Here is an 18507-nt window from a genome sequence, read left to right on the forward strand (position 1 = left end):
ATCAATCTTTCAACCTTGCATTCAACATTGAAATGGCAATACCAGGCAATATGCAAAAAGTACAGCGGTTTTTACGTAGAAGCATCCTTGTTATTATCTTACTACACATCACAAGTCTGCTTTGCCACGCACAGCCAGAGTTTGAGGGCATTGGCAGTACACGTAAGTTTATGGCTCATACCGATGCTGCTAATGCTATGTATCATTACTTTGCCAAGCAGGCATACGGCTATTTGAATGACCGGTCGACTCAAATCAGCAAGCTTTCTACTTTAAAAGATTGGCAGACCCGGCAGGAGCTGATGCGCAACAAGTTGAGGCGGGCGGTTGGCTCATTTCCTCAAAAGCAGCCGCTTAAACCTGTTGTGACATCAACAATTGAAAAACCCGGTTACAGGGTAGAGAACGTTGTATATCAATCGCGGCCGGGGTTCTATGTTACAGCATCTATTTTTATACCTGTTAAGGGTAAGGAAAATGGACCCTCACCAGCAATAGTTTATTGCAGCGGACACATTTGGGAAGGCTATCGCTCGGCGGGTTATCAAACCGCCATTCTTAACCTCGTAAAAAAAGGATTTGTTGTACTTGCCTATGATCCGTTAGGCCAGGGCGAAAGGTTGGGGTATTTGGATTCGGCCACTCAGCGTTCCCGTCTTGTATCTCCGTCAAGCGAGCATTCGTATCCGGGCGCACAGTTGTTCTTGACCGGCAATACTTTGGCTAATTATTTTATTTGGGATGGCATCAGGGCGGTTGATTACCTGCTTACCCGCAAAGAGGTTGACCCTAACCGCATAGGAATTACCGGCCGCTCGGGCGGAGGTACGCAAAGCGCATTCATAGCTGCTTTTGATGATAGAATAAAGGCCGCAGCACCCGAAGATTATGTAACAAGCTTTAGCTGGCTGTACCAATCATTAGGACCACAGGATGCTGAGCAGAATTTTTTACACGGCATTAGTAGCGGTATTGATATGGCCGATTTATTGGCGGTACGCGCACCCAGGTCTACGTTGGTAATAGCCACCAGCAGAGATATGTTCCCTATACAGGGCACCATAGAAACGGTAGAAGAAATTGCCTCTTTGTATAAGTTGTATGGCAAGTCTGATCAGTTTGCAATGGTTACTGACGATGGCGGACATGAATCTACTAAGAAAAACCGGGAAGCTATGTACGCTTTTTTTCAGAAAGCGTTAAATAATCCGGGCTCGCCAACCGAAGAAGAGATTGCACTCCTATCACCTAAACAGCTTCAGGTCACTAAAACCGGGCAGGTGGTTACCTCTTACAAGGCAGAAACTGTGTTTAGTTTGAATAGTAAGGATGCCTCCGGCAAAATAAAAGCGTTGAACAATCAGCGTAAAAACTCACTTGATTATTTAAAAAGCCTTTTGCCTGTAGCTAAACGTATTTCAGGCTTTCGTGAACCGGTTAAAACATTTAAACCCGTTTTCACCGGGCGCATACAGCGCGATGGCTACATGATTGAGAAGTTTATGGTGAAAGGTGAGGGCGACTATAATATACCATACCTGTTATTTAAGCCAAATACTCCTGGCGACCGGGCACTTCTCTATCTGGATCCTAAGGGCAAAGCGGAACACGGCGCAAAACCGGGCGACGTGGAATGGTTTGTAAAACGGGGAGTTACCGTAATGGTGCCGGATATGCTCGGCAACGGGGAATTGGGGCCGGGAGTGTTTCAGGGGGATTCTTACATCGATAGCGTTTCTTATAACAATTGGTTTTCTGCCATGCTCATTGGCCGGAGTATCACAGGTGTGCATGCTGGCGATATTGTAACGCTGTCGCGCTTATTGAAAGCGCAAATCGGGGCTAAAAAGGTATTTGGATTAGCTAATAGTTCTTTATCACCGGCGTTGCTGCACGCAGCTGCTTTTAGTGATGATATAGACCGGGTTGCCATAATAGAGCCATACACATCTTACCTGTCAATTGTAGAAAATGAAAATTACAAACCATCGTTTTTGCACAGTACGGTGGCCGGTTCGATAGGGCAATATGATTTGCCTGACCTTGCCGCAAGTTTAGCGCCTAAAAAGTTGCTGATAATTAAACCTTGCCGAGCTGATGCCAAACCGGCAAGCACAAAGGATATTGAAAAAGAGTATGGCGTGATCGGGAAAGCATTTTCGGTTCGTAACGCCACTGCTAATTTAAGCGTTGAGCTGGGCTTAGGCACTGATAGCTCTAGCTTGTTTGAAAAATGGATTGAAGAATAAATCATTCATAGTGCGCCCTTTAATCAATTAATACACCCGTCTAAACACACCGGCCTAAACCTTATCCAATTAATTAAACCCTATATTATGGCACATAAAATATTCAAGAAATCATGTGTAGTGTTGTTATTGTTATGCCTGTTTTGCGAAGCTTACTCGCAGGAAACAATCAACATAACCTCTTTTGGCGGCAGCCCTAATAGTTACTCAGATGTAATTCCTGCCATAAACAGGGCTCTTGGTTACTGCAAAGGCAAGAAGAATATTACCATATATTTTCCTAAAGGCAGGTATGATTTCTTCCCGCGGGAGGGAAGTTCAAACACGGTGGGCATGAGCGTGTATAAGCAAAACGGCGTAACCATAGATGGTGGCGATTCAGAATTTATCTTTCATGGAAAGATGCAGATTGCCAATGTAGACTCCAGCACCAATATTGCGCTGCGAAACTTTACGGTTGATTGGGATCGCCCCTTTACGTCGCAATGCCAGGTGGTTGGTGTTACCGATACCTATCTCGACGTAAAAATTGACCGCGAAGCTTACCCTTATCAAATAGAAAAGGACACTATACTGTTTACCGGCGAGGGCTGGAAGTTGCCGGTGTTGAAAATGTACGGAACGCTTTATGATAAATTAAATAAGGAGGTGGTCTACAATACCTGGGATGCGCCTTTGGGTAATATTTTTCAGAATAAAGCTGAGCAACTTGCAGGCGGCGTGGTTAGGTTTCATGGCAAGCCCAATATAAAACCCGAGATTGGAACTTATGTAGCCTTATTTCACATAAGATATGGCAACGTTGGCGTATATATTCAAAACAGTAAGGATGTATTGTTGCAGGATGTTAAAATCTACTATACGTTAGGTTTTGGGTTAAGAGGCGAACGGACCGAAAATATCACTATGAGAAATGCTTCAATATGTGTAAATGATCAAAAGGGCCGGGTATTTAGCTGTACTGCCGATGCCACCAATTTTGTAAACTGTAAAGGTGTTATCAAAGTTGAAAATTGTGCTCATACAGGGCAGGGCGACGACTTTATTAATATTCATGGACGTAACATGGCTATCACTAAAATAGCTGGCCCTAGTACCGTTGAGTTTAAGGATGCCCGGCTGACCACTGTGGGTGATAGTGTGTGGTTCATCAACAAAACCACGGCCCAAAGAGGGGAAATACGCGTGGTAAGCTCGGTTAAAAAAAACAAGGACAACTACGCGTTAACTTTTACCAGTCCCGTACCTTCCAATGTAAATGCTGGCGACTTTGCCGAGAACAAAACCTGGACAGCAGGCTTAGAGCTTCGACGGTGTAAAGTATTAAAGCGGAACCGGGCGCGTGGGTTGTTGGTAACAACGCCTAAACGCGTAGTGATAGAGGATAACTATTTCCGTACCGCAGGTACGGCTATTTTAATTGAAGGTGACCTGAACTTTTGGTTTGAGGCAGGTGCCACCACTAACCTCCAGATAAAAAATAATGTGTTTGAAAATTGTCTTACCTCCGGTAACAAAAATGGCAATCGCGGCGAGTGGGGCGAGGCTGTTATCACTATTACACCATCACACCAACCGCAAAATTCAAGTACCGAACCTTATCATAAAAATATACGCATCACCAACAATCAGTTCAAGGTTTTTGATTCACCGCTGGTAAGAGCCGTATCTGTAAGGGGGCTGTATTTTGATAACAACCGGATTGTTAAAACCGAGAAGTACACGCCCTATACCTGGCAAAAGTCTGCATTTCTTTTAGATGGTTGCCGTGAGGTAGAAATAACCCGCAACAAACTCGACGATAAATATACAACCCGTGACGTTGCGATAAGCCACATGGAAAATTCAGATGTAAAAATTCCAGATGGTTTATTCAAGGTTAATTTGAATGCCACACGGTAATCATTGTCAGCAAATAAAACTATACATGTCTTGTATGAAAAGTTTATCAGTCTTTTCGTTGTTAATGCTTACCGCCTTGTGTTGTCGTGGGCGCATTATATTGCCTGCACTGGTAAATTCTAACATGGTGTTGCAACAAAAGGCTACTGTTAAGCTTTGGGGTAAAAGTACACGAAAGGGAAGTGTGCAGGTCATCACTTCGTGGACCAACAGGCAGTATAAAACCATTATAAGCAAGGATAGTACCTGGCATATTAACATTGCCACGCCCGCTGCCGGAGGGCCATACAACATAAGCCTGAACGATGGGGAAAAGCTTACGCTCGATAATGTATTGATTGGAGAGGTATGGTTTTGCTCGGGGCAATCCAATATGGAAATGCCTGTGCGGGGGTGGAAAAATCAGCCGGTTAAGAACTCGGCAGAGCTATTACTTAATGCCCACAACCCTAACATGCGGTTATTTACCGTAGCCCGAAATCCATCCTTAACGCCATTAAACAATTGCGAAGGTGAATGGAAACAGGCGGATACTGAAAGTGTAGGCAGTTTTAGCGCCGTGGCTTACCAGTTTGGGTTGATGCTGCAGCAACGCCTTAAAGTACCAGTAGGGTTAATTTTTTCATCATGGGGTGGCACTAAGATTGAAACCTGGATGGATAAAGCATCCATCATCCAGCACCCGGAGATTGAACTGCCGGCGCAACTTCCTCCCCCAACAGTAGACCGCCAGCCACCTACGGCATTGTACAACGGCATGGTGCACCCCGTAACCAGCTATGCCATCAAAGGGTTTATTTGGTACCAGGGCGAGGCCAATAAAGATGCGCCAGACCTTTATAAAAGCCTTTTTCCGCAGATGGTAGCCGCGTGGCGCAAGCAGTGGGGCGGCGGCGAATTACCGTTTTATTATGTGCAAATAGCACCTTATCATTATGGACGGGATAGTACCAATAAAGGTCCGCAACGCCTGCGCGAAGTACAGTTAAATGCCATGAAAGTGATCCCCAACAGTGGCATGGCAGTAACCATGGATATAGGTGCAGAGCGCTTTATACACCCGCCCGATAAGATAACAGTAGGCAAGCGTTTGGCATTTTGGGCACTGGCTAACACCTATCATTTCAAAACGCTGCCCTTTTCGGGTCCGGTGTACCGGTCGAAAGAGAGTAAGAACGGACGCTTGCAGTTATATTTTGATTACGCACCGTTAGGGCTTACCTCGTACGAAAAGGAGTTAATCAACTTTCGTATAGCTGGCAATGACAATATTTTTTACCCCGCTAAGGCAAAGATCACAAATGAAGGCATAGAAGTTTGGAACGAAAGAGTTAAAGAGCCGCTTAATGTACGTTATGCTTTTGACGAATGGGTAGTTGGTGAACTGTATAACATTGAAGGCTTTCCTGCGTCCTCTTTCAGAACTGATAGTTTGATGAATCTAAGTACGCCTTGATAATTAATCTAATAGGAAGTTTACTGTACTTCTAAACTGCAAATGCTGGTATCAGTATGCTTTAGGCAATACAAGTTTGTTTAGAAGGATAAAGCCACATTTCTTTTTAGTGGTACTAGTTCAGTTATGCACTGGTTAGTTTGCAACTTTTAATGAGTAAGCTAATCAATTGATAAATGAGCTGTTGGAGGCGAAAAGGTACTGGAAACGCAGTTGTTTATAAGACCTCTGTTAAGCGTTATATGGACTTCTGCAACAATCCTAATGCATCAGGCACTTTGTCCGCCATCAACATTCAACGTTACGCCAGTAATGTACTGGGCATCATCGCTGGCCAAAAAGGCTGCAGCATTTCCGATATCTTTGGGTTCGCCATATCGTTGCAGCGCAACAGCTTGCAACATGTGTGCACTAAAAGGGCCGTCTGCCGGATTCATGTCCGTATTGATAAGTCCTGGCTGAATAACGTTAACAGTAATGTTTCGAGGACCTAAGTCACGGGCCCAGCTGCGTGTATAAGCCGCAAGCGCTGCTTTGGTGGCTGAGTAGTCTCCAACTCCGGGATAGGGTGAGCGGCCGGCGCCTGTTGAGCCAATGGTTATAATTCTTCCGCCGCTAGCCATGAAAGGCAAGACCGCCCTGACTGTATGGGCTACGCCCAACACATTAACCTTCCATTGCTGATCAAGCGCCTGCATATCAACAGTAGGGTCATCAACTGCACCAGTCACAAAAAGGCCGGCGCTGTTTACCAGGATATCTATCTGTCCGATTTCTGCTGCCGCCTGAACAGCCTTGTTAATCTCATCCGGGTTGCCGGTATCGGCCTTTACCGCTAGGGCCTTAACCCCAAAGCTTTCTATTTCTTTTACCAGTATTGCTGCTTTTTCTGCAGAGTTTACGTAAGTAAACACAACGTTGGCACCTTGTGCGGCTAATTGTTTTACAATGGCTGCACCTATGCCGCGGCTACCACCGGTAACGAGGGCTAGTTTATTGGCTAATTTTGACATGTTGTTTTGAATTGATTGTAAGTGATTTATTAAACGTGGAAGATAATAGAACCGGTTGTTTGGCCTAATTCGAGATCCTGATGTGCTTGAGCTGCCTGGGCTAATGGATAAATCGTTGGCTTTATTTCTCCAAGCACGCCGTTGCGCAAGGCTTGGAATAATTCACTTGTTGCCAGTTCTACACTATTTTTATTGGGCAGGTAATCACCTAATGATGGACGAGTAAGGTTAACTTCCCTGGCTTTAAGATCAAGTGTATTTATTTCCGGCTCACCGGATGCAGTTCCGTACAAAATTATGGAACCGCCGCGTTTAGTTAGTTTCACAGACCGGCCGAAGGTAGCTTTGCCTACACCATCATAAACGGCCTGCACCCCCTGGTTATGCGTTACCGACCTTACGATGCTTTCAAGATCTTCGGTATCCAGTGCAACAACATAATCAATGCCCTGACTTATTGCCACTGCTTTTTTGGATGTGTGACCTACTGTACCAATAACCGTGGCTCCCAATGCCTTTGCCCAGCGGCTAACCAGCGAGCCCACACCGCCCGCCGCTGCGTGAACCAGAATAACATCGCCGCTTTTAACCAGGTAAGCTTGCTTAATAAGCATCCTGGCAGTTAATCCTTTTGCCAAGATAGATGCCGCCTGGTCAAAGGAAACGTCTTCAGGAAGCTTAATCAGGTCATTTGCGCTGATTAGCCGGCGCTCGGCATAAGCACCCAGTGAAAAGAAATAAGCGATTCGGTCACCTACTGTAAAGTTAGTTACGTTGTCACCTATCGTTTTTACTACGCCGGCTGCTTCCACGCCAATCGTAGCTGGAAAAGTATTTAGCGGAAAGCTTCCGTTTCGGAACAAAACGTCGACAAAATTTAATGATATGGCTTTATGTTCAATTAATAATTCATTGCCTTTTGGCTCACTCACATTTGTTGTAGTATAGGTTAGCACTGAAGGTGCTCCCTGTCTGTCTATCAGCACTACACCGGTTTCGTTGTCTGTTTTCATTTTTTAATTCGTTTGTTTGATAATTCAAAGTTGCAGCAATTACTGCCGGTGCACATTGATAAACGCAGCAACTTTATGTTGACATTTATCAACAGATTGAAAGAGGCTTGACTTACAAAAAGCCTTATTGATTAAATTTTCAGATATTTTTGCGGTTAATTATCCGCCCACATTATAATGATCCGCTATTATGGCTTATGAATTACTTTTCCACTACATCGAATCCAAATCTCATTTAACCCTTAGCAATAATGAAAAGCAGTTAATACAAGCTGCTTTTAAATTAAAGCACTTAAGAAAGCGGCAATATCTTTTACAGGAGGGGGATGTTTGCAAATACATGGCATTTATTGTTAAAGGAGCCGGAAGGATGTATGCAGTTAAAGAAAACGGGCAGGAGTATGTTATACGCTTTGCCATTGAATCCTGGTGGCTGGGTGATTATGAAAGTTATAATTTACAGACTGCATCTCTCTATAATATAGAGATGACTGAGGATTCTGATGTATTACTGGTTATGCGGGAACAGATACAGGAAGTTGCAGCGGCAGTTCAGGCCGTAGGCCTGATGATTAAGGAGATTGACCAGAAGGGAGCCATCGCCACTCAAAAACGGATTCATTCAGCAATTAGCCTCAGTGCAGAAGAACGGTATGATGTGCTATCTAAAAGTTATCCGGATTTTCTAAAAAGGTTTCCTCAAAGTATGATTGCTTCTTATCTAGGCATTTCGCCGGAAACCTTAAGCAGGATCAGAAAAAATCTGTTATTTAAGTAAGCTGCTCTCGCTTGATGATTCAGCTACTGTTACCAGGCTTGCCGGCATTAACCCTCTACCACATCACTAAAAAGCAGTTGATAATAATCAAGGCGATTTAATGATAAAGCGCAAGATGCAGCCGCTCACAAGCTGATACTTTTGAGGGTATAAAAACAACAAAAATGGAAAATTCGGCAAAACTTTTAGAAGACAGTTTATTAGTGATCTGGAACGACAGACAAGCAGAAAGACGGTTAGAGGCAATGCAAGAGGTGTACGCTGCCGACATCATATTTTACGAGTCGAACGAGGGGCCTGCAATTATGGGTCATCAGGACATTAACGATTTGATTGCTAAACTGCAAGAACAATGGCCTGCTGAATTTAGGTTCGAGCTCAACCGTCCGTCATTGGCAAATCACCAGGTACAGCACATCTCATGGACGCTTGGCATACCTGGGCAAACACCCGTTGCCTCAGGAATGGACATTGCCGTTATTGAAGAAGGAAAAATTAAATCGCTGCATCTTTTCCTTGACCCAGTCGGAAAATAATAAGCTTCGCTACCACCAAATGACTGGATGATCATGAACTGGTCATCAAAATATTTACAGAAGCTTAACTGTAAAACATGTACGTTGAACTTCCACACAAAAACTGAACTTTAAATTACAGCAGCATTATTAAAATAGCACCGTCAATCAAACCTTATGATTTTTAATGTGTCATAGTTTTAAATTTAAAGATGATACATAAAGCTATTAAATGGATTATTCCGGTTACTTTGATCTTTGCCGGTTGCTATACCCAAAAGTCAGGAAATAAAGAAAACGTTAATGCGGGTGCCGGAAAGCTGGTAACGCGTTTGCAAATAGCAGCAAGATCTGCCAGTACAGAATCTGCTTTTTTATTGTTCACCGTAGTTAACAATACAGATAAAGCTCAGCGGTTTTGCAAATGGGAAACCCCGTTCGAACCCAGGTTGGGAAAATATTTCGAGATAGTGGATAACCAGGGAAATGAAGCTACATTTAAAGGTGCAATGGCCAGACGAGTAATGCCACCTCCGCCCGAAGCCTATATGATAGTTCCGGCACATGGAAGTGTCAAGACGACCATCAACCTGGCTAATAATTATGAATTAAAGGCTAAAAAATATACGGTGAGCTATACAGGTGGAGGCGTAAGTGGGCTGAATGCAGGAAATTTAGTAAAGCTAAATTTGAAGCGTCTTTAACATTACCGGCAGAGCCGACAGTTTATATTAAGCAAAATACGTTCTCCATATAAGAAGCGTAAAAGCACAAAAGAAGCTGCCTTAAGAGCGGCTTTTTTTGTGCAAAATATTTCGGACCATCGGTATGTTAGCGGCTCCTTGGCTTTGAAGCACTTTTATGCTTTTGCCGGTTTTGATCGAAATATTTATACACCCTGTAACATATCCTGAAGTGCCGTATCTAACCCGGCATAAATGAATAAAGGCCTTGTACCGGCCTGTTAACCATGACCACGTTTGAGGAAATATATGATTGTTATGCCCCGCAAATTTTTCGGGTTTGTTTGGGGTATACCAATGATGCAGATCGGGCTAAAGATCTGGTGCAGGAAACTTTTATATCGGTTTGGAAAAATCTGCACAGCTTTCGTAATCAGTCGCAGATAAGTACCTGGATATTCCGGATAGCTACTAATCATTGTTTGCGTGCCTTGGAAGTTGCCAAACGCATGCCTGCCGCAGAACTGCCATTTGATTTAGCCGAAACTAAGGAAGAGTCTCCGGAAGAAAAACTGAACTTTTTATACCGGTGCATTGCCGAATTGGACGAAACAGAGCGCATCATTATCTCGCTGGAGCTGGAGGGGTTGCCACAGGCCCAAATTGCAGAAGTGGTAGGGTTAAGTAATGGTAACGTAAGGGTGAAGGTTCATCGGATAAAAGAAAAGCTGGCTCAAAAATTTAAAGCAAATGGACAATTTAGATGATTTGAAAGCCATTTGGCATACGGCAAAAACAGAGAGTTTGCCTACATCAAAAGAGATGATGCAACTGGTTGGGAAGTTTCGCGGCCAAAAGCTGAAAAGGAAGTGGTTGGTTATTGTAATAGCTGCGTTTATTGGCTGCTTAATGTTAGCAGTGTTGGTAGTAACTCCCTTCAAGTTGTTTACCACTTATTTTGGCGGAGCATTAATAATTGCAGGCAGTGCTTTGCTGGCCGCTACCGAGATTAGGTCCCTAAAGCGTTTTAATAAGTTGAATGATTGTAGTAATCTGGAATTTCTGGCATTTATTGAAAAGACCAGGCAAAACCAAATCTTCTATTACAAAAAAACAATGGTAGTTATTGTTCTGCTTTGCTCAGTTGGCTGGGCGTTGTACATGTATGAGCCTGTTCAAAAATATCCCTTTTGGCGTGTTGGTATCTACACCGTTATGGCTATTTACCTGGCCGTTATGTGGTTTGTTGTTCGGCCACGCGCTTTTAAAAAAGATGGAGAAAAATTAAATGCCATTAAACAACGACTGGAAAGTAAAACCAAACAACTTCAATAATATGCAACATAGCGCCATTTCAAAACCTGCTATAGCCTACCTTGTTACAGGTTTGCTTATTGCAACACTTACGCCCTTAATTAGCCGTTATTTTCCATTACCCGATTCTCTGAAAGGATTTTTAACCGGTTTAGGCCTCGCGCTTGAATTTATTGCATTGGTTAAAATACAACGCAGTAAAAAAGTAAGCAGATGCGTTGCATCAAATTCAGGTTCAAAAATTTAATCAAATGTGCTCAGTAGGTGCTTTGCCAAACCTCTTTTTAAAGGAGTGCGAAAAGTGAGAAATACTTTCAAATCCGAGGTCGAGGTAGAATGCAGATGGCCTCATGTTCTTTTTTTCAATAAGGTGGCGGGCCTCAGTTAGTCGTTTTTCCTGTAGCCAGTGCCGGGGCGACATGCCAAAAGTCTTTTGAAAATCGCGCTTAAATCCGGCAAGGCTTCTTCCGGTGAGTTGCGCAAATTTTTCAACAGGAATGTTAAAGTGAAAATTGCTAAGCATAAATTTTTCGAGGTCTATTTTATACGGCTCTGAAAAATCGAATAGAAAGTCCTTCAGTTCGGGCATAATATGCAAAAGCAATAGTACAACTTCTTTCACCTTCAACATACCCACAGCGTTGGTTACCTTATCTTCAGAATGACGCACGTATGGCATTACCGATTGGAAAAACGCATGTAAAAAATCGTTTCCCGGAATTAGAATAGTTGGCGGGCCAACATATTTTTTTCCAGCTTGTATTTGCCCTTCCAACGCAATTTGCCTAAGCAAATCTTCTTTCAGGCATATGACTATAGTTTGGTAATCCTGGCCATCTAACGGCGTTTTGGTCAGTTCGCCCAGTTGGTTTCTTCGTATCAGTAGCATCTCACCCTGCTCCATAGAAAAACGTTCGGTAGCGGTTTCCATTGTAAACCGGCCCGAAACCTGCAATACCAGAGTGGTGTGTTCTAAAAAAGCAACCTTATCTTTTCGTACCGAAGCGTAGTACGAATAAAAGAGCACTCCCGGAATTATTTCGGTCGGATTTATCATTAGGTAAATATATAAAAGAGATGGGCCTTATGTAAAGCCCGTTCTCTTTTATCGCTGCAGGTATGTACCGCCAAGAATAGCGCCTGGCGCAAAGTTTGTGTTAAGGGCATTAATCTCTTCGGGAGTAAAAACAATTTCCATAGCCTGCATATTTTCGGGCAGACGCGATCTGCGACTCATACTCACCAATGGCATAATGTGATTACCTTGCGCATTTACCCAGGCTATGGCCAGCTGCGTTGGTGTAATTCCTTTATCTCTGGCTATTTGCTTTAACACTTCTACTTTTTCAAGATTTTTAACCAGGTTCTCGCCCTGAAAACGGGTGAAATGATTTTGATAAGCATCTGGTTCAAGAGGGGCTTTCATATCACCGCTGAGCAAGCCTTCGGCGGTGTTAGCAAAGGCCACAACACCTATACCCAATTCTTTAGCGGCAGGCAGCAAGTCGTTTTCTATCTGCCGATCAGCCAGCGAATAACCTATTTCTAATGCAGTTACCGGGTGTATTTCATTGGCCTTTCGCAGCTGGTCGGCTGTTATTTCAGAAACGCCCAGGTAACGCACCTTGCCTTCCTTAATCAGGTCGGCCACTGTTCCAATAACATCTTCCATAGGTACACTGTTGTCTATCCGGCACGGCTGGTAAAGGTCAATAGTATCAATGCCTAAACGCACTAATGAGTAGTTGATGAAGTTTTTAATGGCAACCGGGCGCAGGTCTAACCCCAGCATTTGGCTATTATAAAAAATAGCACCGAACTTTACACTGATGAAGGCATCGTCTCTCCGGCCTTTAATGGCTTTGCCAACCAGCAGTTCGTTATGTCCGGCACCGTAAAAATCTCCGGTATTTAAAAAGTTGATTCCACTGTCGAGCGCCGCCTGTATGGTTGCAATGCTTTCTGTTTCGTCTCTCACCGGGCTTCCAAAAACCGGCGACATGCGCATACAGCCTAAGCCAAGTTTAGATACAAGCGGACCATTTTGGCCAAGGTTTATTTTTGTGATGTTTGTCATAGCTGATTTGTTTTAACAATACAAAGATCGGCTTTATAGCTTGGGGCAGATTACGTTTACGGCTCAAATTGCTTGCCTGTATGGCTCAACTTTACGGTGCTTATTTAAGGTGTTTTCACAAGGAATTTAAGTAGTCGAGATATAAGGGAACACTTTTTTCAATCCATTCAGCAGAAGAATTGTATTCAATACCGTAGTAAGCAAACAGGGGCTTGTAATTGGCTTTCACGTACTCAAAAGACAATTCGAATGGTCGGGTTAATTCTGCCAGGGTATATTTGTATCGTTCGCCTGGTAAATATTCACGTTCATCAACTCCTGCAGAAACAGCCAGCGCAATTTTCTTTCCCGAAACTTTATAACCGCTTTTACTGCCATAAGCCCAACCATGCGTTAAAACCTCGTCTAACCATTTCTTAAAAAGCGCAGGGCAATTGAACCAGTACAAAGGAAACTGAAAAACAATTTTATCGTATTGCTCTATCAGCTTTTGTTCTGCCGGCACGTTAATTTTCTCATCCGGGTATAATTCATACAATTGATGAATAACGTATTTGTCGGGGAATTTTTGTAGTTCTTCAACCCATCTCTTGTTAACAGCTGAGCTTTTAATGTCGGGGTGGATAACAATTATCAATGTTTTCATCGCAATAATTCAAAAATTATGTAACGAAAATAAAGCGCGTTACCTGAACTTTGTACATTGCCAACCCATTGTAATGTACTATAAAAAATGTAAGTAATGTCCAAGATCAAAGAAACATCAACCAATTTTGCCAACAAACAAGCCTTAGCCAATGAGTGTTCCGAAGTGCATGCTGCTAACATTATAGGCGGGCGATGGGCTTTGGTTATCTGTTCCTGGTTAATAAATGGAAAACTTAGGTTTGGCGAATTGAAAAGGTTTTTGCCAAACATAACCGAACGGATGTTGACGTTGCAATTGCGGAAATTGGAGAAAGATAAAATTGTAAAAAGAACAGTTTATGCTGAAGTGCCGCCGCGGGTAGAATACGAACTTACTCCAATAGGTTATGAACTGAAACCTGTTATTCAGGAACTTGAAAAGTGGGGTGTGAAACATAAAGAGTTGGGGTAAAAAAAGCCTGTTTAACAACTATAGCCCCGGTTTATAAAAATTCTAATAGTAGCCAGTAGTGCCAGGCAGCTTTATTAAAAACAATTTGCGTTGTGCCTGCTTATTTTGTGGTAAACAAAAGCTTTGACAGCAGAAATTCTAAGACAGCAGATAGAAAAGATTGTAAAACTCACAGACGATGAGTTTCACTTTGTGCTATCTCATTTTTCAGCTAAAAGCTTTAAAAAGCATCAGTATGTTGTACAGGCAGGGTATGCTGCGCCGAATGACCATTTTGTTGTAAAAGGACTTTTAAGGTCTTTTTACCTTGATGAATCGGGCAAAACGCACATTTTGCAATTTGCTATGGAAGACTGGTGGATCTCCGATCCGCAGGCTTATCATAACAGCGAGGCCGCTACTTTAAACATCGACTGCCTGGAGGACACCCAGGTTTATGTCATCTCTTTAGAGAACCGGGAGAAACTTTGTGCAGATTCCAGAAAGATGGAGTATTTCTTTAGGAAGAAAACCCAGGCTGGCTATATAGCTTTACAAAAACGTATCCAATCGTTAATGAGCCAGAGCGCCAAAGAACGGTACGATCAGTTCGTTCATTTGTACCCGCAGCTATCGCAGCGGCTACCTAAAGTTCAAATTGCTTCATATTTGGGTATTTCGCGTGAAACACTGAGCCGTATGGCCGATAGTTGAGTGATTTACCTCACTTTATTTTTGTGAGCTATGTCCTATTTCCTCGCTGCGTAATGAACGAATTTTGTTGGCATAAAAATCTAAGATCATTACTATGGAAAATATAGCATTAGTAGTTGGTGCAAGTGGCATCACAGGCAGTAATCTGGCCAAAAAACTAATCTCAAAAGGTTGGAAAACCTATGGCCTGGCCCGTAACCCCGACCATGAAATTAAAGACCTGCAGCCCGTTGCAGCCGATCTGCTGAATGTAGACAGCCTCAAATCAGCCTTAGCCGAAGTAGCGCCAACGCATGTATATATTACCAGCTGGATGCGTAATGAAACCGAAGCGGAAAACATAAGAGTGAACAGCCTGATGGTTCGGAACCTTTTAGAGGTGCTTACCCAAAACGAAAAGCAGTCTGTACAGCACGTAGCGCTGGTAACCGGTTTAAAACATTACCTCGGGCCGTTTGAGGCTTATGCTAAAGAGGGCTTTTTACCCGAAACGCCTTTGAGGGAAGAGCACCCGAGGTTGGATATAGAAAACTTTTATTACGCCCAGGAAGACGAGGTTTACGCAGCCGCCGCGCGTGCTGGTTTTACCTGGAGCATACACCGCCCGCATACCGTTATAGGTAAGGCCGTAGGCAATATGATGAATTTGGGCACTACCTTAGCCGTATATGCCACTATTTGTAAAGAAACTGGCCGCCCATTCATCTGGCCCGGCTCTGCGGCACAATGGAACGGCCTGTCGGATGTTACCGACGCCAGGGTATTGGCAGAACATCTCATTTGGGCATCAACCACAGAGGCCGCCCGTAATGAGGCATTTAATGTGGTTAATGGCGACGTGTTTCGTTGGAGCTGGTTGTGGAAACAACTGGCCGCTTATTTTGGAATAGATGCCGTGGGTTATGAAGGGACTATCCGCCCGTTGGAGGTAGAAATTGCTAACGACGGACCGCTTTGGCTGCAAATTGCTGAACGGTATAATTTAAAAGAGCCTAACTTAGCACGGTTGGCATCAGCCTGGCACACCGATCTGGACCTGGGCCGGCCTATTGAAGTCATGACAGATATGTCGAAAAGCCGAAAACTTGGATTTACCGTTTTTCAGAGGACGGACGAGTCGTTTTATGACTTATTTGCGCAATTACGCGCCGGGAAACTGATTCCTTAGTGAGCATTTCTAATAAAAAGGAGCCTTTAAGTTGAAATTGAAGGCTCCTTTTTTATTCCATTATTGTCTGTAACGACGACGCCATATATTTAACCATCGGTTAATATTCTGTAAAACTTTTAAATTTGCGCTCGGTTATACAAAAATAATGATTGAGAAGCCGACCCCCTTTAATGATAAATTGCTTTTGAATATTCTTGCTGTTTCGAACGAAGCTACAGCCATTTATACTACAGATGATATTGTTATTCAATTTGCTAATGATGCAATGCTTGGCTTTTGGGGAAAAGACAGAAGCGTTATTGGTTTACCTTTAGAAGAAGGTGTGCCTGAACTTAAAGGTCAGCCGTTTAAATATATGCTTCAGCAGGTGCTGCGTACTGGTATTACCGATAATGGCATAATTTCTGCCGAAACCTTAATTAACGGTGAGCTTCAAACTAATTATTATGAATATGAGTACCGCGCCATACCCGATGATAACGGCGTGCCTTATTGTGTTTTACATACCGCGGCTAACGTAACCGAAAGGGAGCGCAACAAAAGGGTTATAGCGCAGCAACAAGAGGAAGCTCAGGCCCTGACCGAAGAGCTGGAAGCATCAAACGAAGAGTTGCGGCTAATTAACGAGGAACTTATTATTTCAAACAATGAACTGGATAATGCCCAAACCCAACTCCAAGCTGCTTATAATTCGCTGGAAGAAAGTGAGATTGCGTTAAGACTGGCTATAGAGGCTGCTAACTTCGGTACCTGGCATATTAATTCAGTAACGAGAGCGTTCATCACCTCAGCAAGATTGAGGGAGCTTTTTGGCTACCGTGCTGATGAGGAGATTACCATAGAGGACACTTTGGCACAGATTACTGATGAATACCGGGGCTTAGTTTCAAAAAAGTTTGAGAATGCTATTTACAACGGAGACGATTTTGATGTGACTTACCAGGTGGTGGGTTACCATGACCAGGTGATACGCTGGCTAAGGGCAATTGGCAATTTAAAAGCCGACCCAAGTGGTGAGTTCTCGAATTTTACAGGTGTGGTGATGGACGTATCCGAGCTGAGAAGAGACGAGCAGCGCAAAAATGATTTTATAGGTATGGTAAGCCACGAGCTTAAAACGCCATTAACATCTATGAAAGGCTATGTGCAAATCTTAAAAAGCAAGGCTGACAAAAACCAGGACAAATTCAGTTCGGATGTATTAGACAAGGCCAACAACCAGGTCAGTAAGATGACCACACTCATCAACGGCTTTTTGAATGTTTCCCGGCTCGAATCAGGCAAGATCCAAATCGACAAACAAGTGTTTGACATGGCCTTACTGGTAAAGGAAGTAGAAGAGGAGTCTATAACAACGATTACAAGCCATAAAGTAGTGTTTGCACCTGTTGTGGAAACCATAGTAAAGGCCGATAGAGATAAAATTGGGCAGGTTATTAATAATTTTATCAGCAATGCCGTAAAGTATTCACCTGCAGGTAGTACTATTGAGGTTGCTTGTATAACTATAAATGGTAAAGCTTTAGTAAGTGTTAAAGACCAGGGCATGGGTATTGCCCCCAAGGATATTGATAAGTTGTTTGAACGCTATTACCGTGTTGAAAACAATAGTACCGCAACAATTGCAGGTTTTGGCATAGGTTTATATCTGTCGTCAGAGATTGTTGAGCGGCATAACGGCAACATTGGCGTAGAAAGCGTTTTGGGCAAAGGCAGTACATTTTGGTTTACTTTGCCGGTTAATTTGGTTTAAGTTTCCGTCCAAGTTATAATATAGCTACCTGTACTTTCTTTTCCAGATTTTAAACCAAGCTTTGTTTTTGGGATAGCTGCGATGCGAAGTAGCGTTATTGCAAACCAGCGCTACCAGCAGTAAAATAACTACGCCTGTAAATACTGGGCTTAATACATAAAAGTACCCAAGCGCCCTAATCTTATCCGACCCAATGTTGGCAATAAGCGCAGTTGCACCGCCCGGCGGGTGCAGTGTTTTGGTGATTTGCATAAGCACAATAGCTACAGATACCGACAACGCCGACGTTAACCACACCTCGCCCGGAATAAGCTTATGAATACTTACGCCTACCAATGCACTGATAACATGTCCGCCTATTAAATTACGCGGTTGCGCCAGTGGGCTGTTAATAGCCCCGTAAATAAGCACAGAAGAAGCGCCGAATGACCCGATCAGAAACAGGTTATCGTATGCGGTGAAATATTTACTATTTAAAAGTCCGATTATGCCGATACCGAGAAAAGAGCCTATAAAAGTCCATAAATGCTCTTTGTAATCAACAAGGGTTTCTTTGTAAACAATATATCTGGCGTTCCTTACGTGTACCTTAATTCGTCTTCTCATAAATCAAAGCAAAAATAGCGTTCGTAAGAATATATAGCTATCTTAAAATAAGATTGAAAACATAACGTGTGTATGATGGGTGTAATATTACATCACATATTAAGTATTGCAGTACTGTCTCACAGGTAGAAGGGTGTACAGGCAATAGCTTACAATAACACCGTTACGAAAGTATATTTAGCCCG

General features: G+C 43.1%; 18 protein-coding genes. 12 read left to right on the plus strand and 6 right to left on the minus strand.

The window, feature by feature from the left end; translation table 11 throughout:
• Positions 1-32: 32 nt before the first annotated feature.
• From ABDD94_RS03990 to ABDD94_RS04000, 3 genes are all read left to right on the plus strand, one after another.
• A complete protein-coding gene (locus ABDD94_RS03990; RefSeq protein ID WP_345954788.1) occupies positions 33-2249 on the plus strand; it encodes an acetylxylan esterase in 2217 nt (738 codons plus the stop codon).
• An 87-nt stretch (positions 2250-2336) separates the two neighbouring features.
• Positions 2337-4151 (plus strand): hypothetical protein, encoded by a 1815-nt coding sequence (locus ABDD94_RS03995; protein ID WP_345954789.1) that lies wholly within the window; start codon positions 2337-2339, stop codon positions 4149-4151.
• A 34-nt stretch (positions 4152-4185) separates the two neighbouring features.
• Complete coding sequence (locus tag ABDD94_RS04000) at positions 4186-5607, plus strand: sialate O-acetylesterase (RefSeq protein ID WP_345954790.1); 1422 nt, start codon at positions 4186-4188, stop codon at positions 5605-5607.
• A 269-nt stretch (positions 5608-5876) separates the two neighbouring features.
• Here the strand turns inward: ABDD94_RS04000 and ABDD94_RS04005 are convergent, their stop codons facing one another.
• Both ABDD94_RS04005 and ABDD94_RS04010 read right to left on the minus strand, forming a co-directional pair.
• Positions 5877-6620 (minus strand): SDR family oxidoreductase, encoded by a 744-nt coding sequence (locus tag ABDD94_RS04005; protein WP_345954791.1) that lies wholly within the window; start codon positions 6618-6620, stop codon positions 5877-5879.
• A gap of 29 nt (positions 6621-6649) precedes the next feature.
• Positions 6650-7633 carry a quinone oxidoreductase gene (locus ABDD94_RS04010; RefSeq protein ID WP_345954792.1) on the minus strand — a complete coding sequence of 328 codons (984 nt, stop codon included), beginning with the start codon at positions 7631-7633 and terminating at the stop codon, positions 6650-6652.
• A gap of 190 nt (positions 7634-7823) precedes the next feature.
• Between ABDD94_RS04010 and ABDD94_RS04015 the strand changes: the two genes are divergently transcribed.
• From ABDD94_RS04015 to ABDD94_RS04035, 5 genes are all read left to right on the plus strand, one after another.
• On the plus strand, positions 7824-8411 hold the full coding sequence (locus ABDD94_RS04015) for a Crp/Fnr family transcriptional regulator (protein ID WP_345954793.1): 588 nt from the start codon (positions 7824-7826) through the stop codon (positions 8409-8411).
• Positions 8412-8575: 164 nt separating this feature from the next.
• The gene (locus tag ABDD94_RS04020; protein ID WP_345954794.1) at positions 8576-8947 is read left to right on the plus strand and encodes a nuclear transport factor 2 family protein; all 372 of its coding nucleotides are present in this window, start codon (positions 8576-8578) and stop codon (positions 8945-8947) included.
• A gap of 191 nt (positions 8948-9138) precedes the next feature.
• Positions 9139-9630 (plus strand): protease, encoded by a 492-nt coding sequence (locus tag ABDD94_RS04025; protein ID WP_345954795.1) that lies wholly within the window; start codon positions 9139-9141, stop codon positions 9628-9630.
• Between the two features lie 266 nt (positions 9631-9896).
• Entirely contained in the window at positions 9897-10376 is a 480-nt protein-coding gene (locus ABDD94_RS04030; RefSeq protein WP_345954796.1) for an RNA polymerase sigma factor, read from the plus strand.
• Complete coding sequence (locus ABDD94_RS04035; RefSeq protein ID WP_345954797.1) at positions 10360-10944, plus strand: hypothetical protein; 585 nt, start codon at positions 10360-10362, stop codon at positions 10942-10944. Before ABDD94_RS04030 ends, ABDD94_RS04035 begins: the two co-directional genes overlap by 17 nt.
• A 226-nt stretch (positions 10945-11170) precedes the next feature.
• Here ABDD94_RS04035 and ABDD94_RS04040 read toward each other — a convergent pair whose 3' ends face one another.
• The 3 genes from ABDD94_RS04040 to ABDD94_RS04050 form a co-directional block, all read right to left on the minus strand.
• A complete protein-coding gene (locus tag ABDD94_RS04040) occupies positions 11171-11980 on the minus strand; it encodes an AraC family transcriptional regulator (RefSeq protein WP_345954798.1) in 810 nt (269 codons plus the stop codon).
• Positions 11981-12028: 48 nt separating this feature from the next.
• Complete coding sequence (locus tag ABDD94_RS04045; protein WP_345954799.1) at positions 12029-13000, minus strand: aldo/keto reductase; 972 nt, start codon at positions 12998-13000, stop codon at positions 12029-12031.
• Between the two features lie 115 nt (positions 13001-13115).
• Complete coding sequence (locus ABDD94_RS04050) at positions 13116-13646, minus strand: NAD(P)H-dependent oxidoreductase (RefSeq protein WP_345948819.1); 531 nt, start codon at positions 13644-13646, stop codon at positions 13116-13118.
• 96 nt (positions 13647-13742) lie between these two features.
• Between ABDD94_RS04050 and ABDD94_RS04055 the strand changes: the two genes are divergently transcribed.
• The 4 genes from ABDD94_RS04055 (at position 13743) to ABDD94_RS04070 (ending at position 17716) form a co-directional block, all read left to right on the plus strand.
• Entirely contained in the window at positions 13743-14099 is a 357-nt protein-coding gene (locus ABDD94_RS04055; RefSeq protein WP_345954800.1) for a winged helix-turn-helix transcriptional regulator, read from the plus strand.
• Positions 14100-14222: 123 nt separating this feature from the next.
• Positions 14223-14792 carry a Crp/Fnr family transcriptional regulator gene (locus ABDD94_RS04060; RefSeq protein WP_345954801.1) on the plus strand — a complete coding sequence of 190 codons (570 nt, stop codon included), beginning with the start codon at positions 14223-14225 and terminating at the stop codon, positions 14790-14792.
• Between the two features lie 94 nt (positions 14793-14886).
• On the plus strand, positions 14887-15960 hold the full coding sequence (locus tag ABDD94_RS04065; RefSeq protein WP_345954802.1) for an SDR family oxidoreductase: 1074 nt from the start codon (positions 14887-14889) through the stop codon (positions 15958-15960).
• Between the two features lie 148 nt (positions 15961-16108).
• On the plus strand, positions 16109-17716 hold the full coding sequence (locus ABDD94_RS04070; RefSeq protein WP_345954803.1) for an ATP-binding protein: 1608 nt from the start codon (positions 16109-16111) through the stop codon (positions 17714-17716).
• Between the two features lie 24 nt (positions 17717-17740).
• On the opposite strand, the gene ABDD94_RS04075 is transcribed toward ABDD94_RS04070, so the two are convergent.
• Entirely contained in the window at positions 17741-18322 is a 582-nt protein-coding gene (locus ABDD94_RS04075; protein ID WP_345954804.1) for an HPP family protein, read from the minus strand.
• Positions 18323-18507 lie beyond the last annotated feature (185 nt).

The sequence above is a fragment of the Mucilaginibacter sp. PAMB04168 genome, assembly GCF_039634365.2.
In the GTDB taxonomy this organism is placed as follows: Bacteria; Bacteroidota; Bacteroidia; order Sphingobacteriales; family Sphingobacteriaceae; genus Mucilaginibacter.

Coding starts and splice junctions, on each gene's coding strand:
- ABDD94_RS03990 (WP_345954788.1), top strand. CDS start 33: ATGGCAATACCAGGCAATATGCAAAAAGTACAGCGGTTTTTACGTAGA.
- ABDD94_RS03995 (WP_345954789.1), top strand. CDS start 2,337: ATGGCACATAAAATATTCAAGAAATCATGTGTAGTGTTGTTATTGTTA.
- ABDD94_RS04000 (WP_345954790.1), top strand. CDS start 4,186: ATGAAAAGTTTATCAGTCTTTTCGTTGTTAATGCTTACCGCCTTGTGT.
- ABDD94_RS04005 (WP_345954791.1), bottom strand. CDS start 6,620: ATGTCAAAATTAGCCAATAAACTAGCCCTCGTTACCGGTGGTAGCCGC.
- ABDD94_RS04010 (WP_345954792.1), bottom strand. CDS start 7,633: ATGAAAACAGACAACGAAACCGGTGTAGTGCTGATAGACAGACAGGGA.
- ABDD94_RS04015 (WP_345954793.1), top strand. CDS start 7,824: ATGGCTTATGAATTACTTTTCCACTACATCGAATCCAAATCTCATTTA.
- ABDD94_RS04020 (WP_345954794.1), top strand. CDS start 8,576: ATGGAAAATTCGGCAAAACTTTTAGAAGACAGTTTATTAGTGATCTGG.
- ABDD94_RS04025 (WP_345954795.1), top strand. CDS start 9,139: ATGATACATAAAGCTATTAAATGGATTATTCCGGTTACTTTGATCTTT.
- ABDD94_RS04030 (WP_345954796.1), top strand. CDS start 9,897: ATGACCACGTTTGAGGAAATATATGATTGTTATGCCCCGCAAATTTTT.
- ABDD94_RS04035 (WP_345954797.1), top strand. CDS start 10,360: ATGGACAATTTAGATGATTTGAAAGCCATTTGGCATACGGCAAAAACA.
- ABDD94_RS04040 (WP_345954798.1), bottom strand. CDS start 11,980: ATGATAAATCCGACCGAAATAATTCCGGGAGTGCTCTTTTATTCGTAC.
- ABDD94_RS04045 (WP_345954799.1), bottom strand. CDS start 13,000: ATGACAAACATCACAAAAATAAACCTTGGCCAAAATGGTCCGCTTGTA.
- ABDD94_RS04050 (WP_345948819.1), bottom strand. CDS start 13,646: ATGAAAACATTGATAATTGTTATCCACCCCGACATTAAAAGCTCAGCT.
- ABDD94_RS04055 (WP_345954800.1), top strand. CDS start 13,743: ATGTCCAAGATCAAAGAAACATCAACCAATTTTGCCAACAAACAAGCC.
- ABDD94_RS04065 (WP_345954802.1), top strand. CDS start 14,887: ATGGAAAATATAGCATTAGTAGTTGGTGCAAGTGGCATCACAGGCAGT.
- ABDD94_RS04070 (WP_345954803.1), top strand. CDS start 16,109: ATGATTGAGAAGCCGACCCCCTTTAATGATAAATTGCTTTTGAATATT.
- ABDD94_RS04075 (WP_345954804.1), bottom strand. CDS start 18,322: ATGAGAAGACGAATTAAGGTACACGTAAGGAACGCCAGATATATTGTT.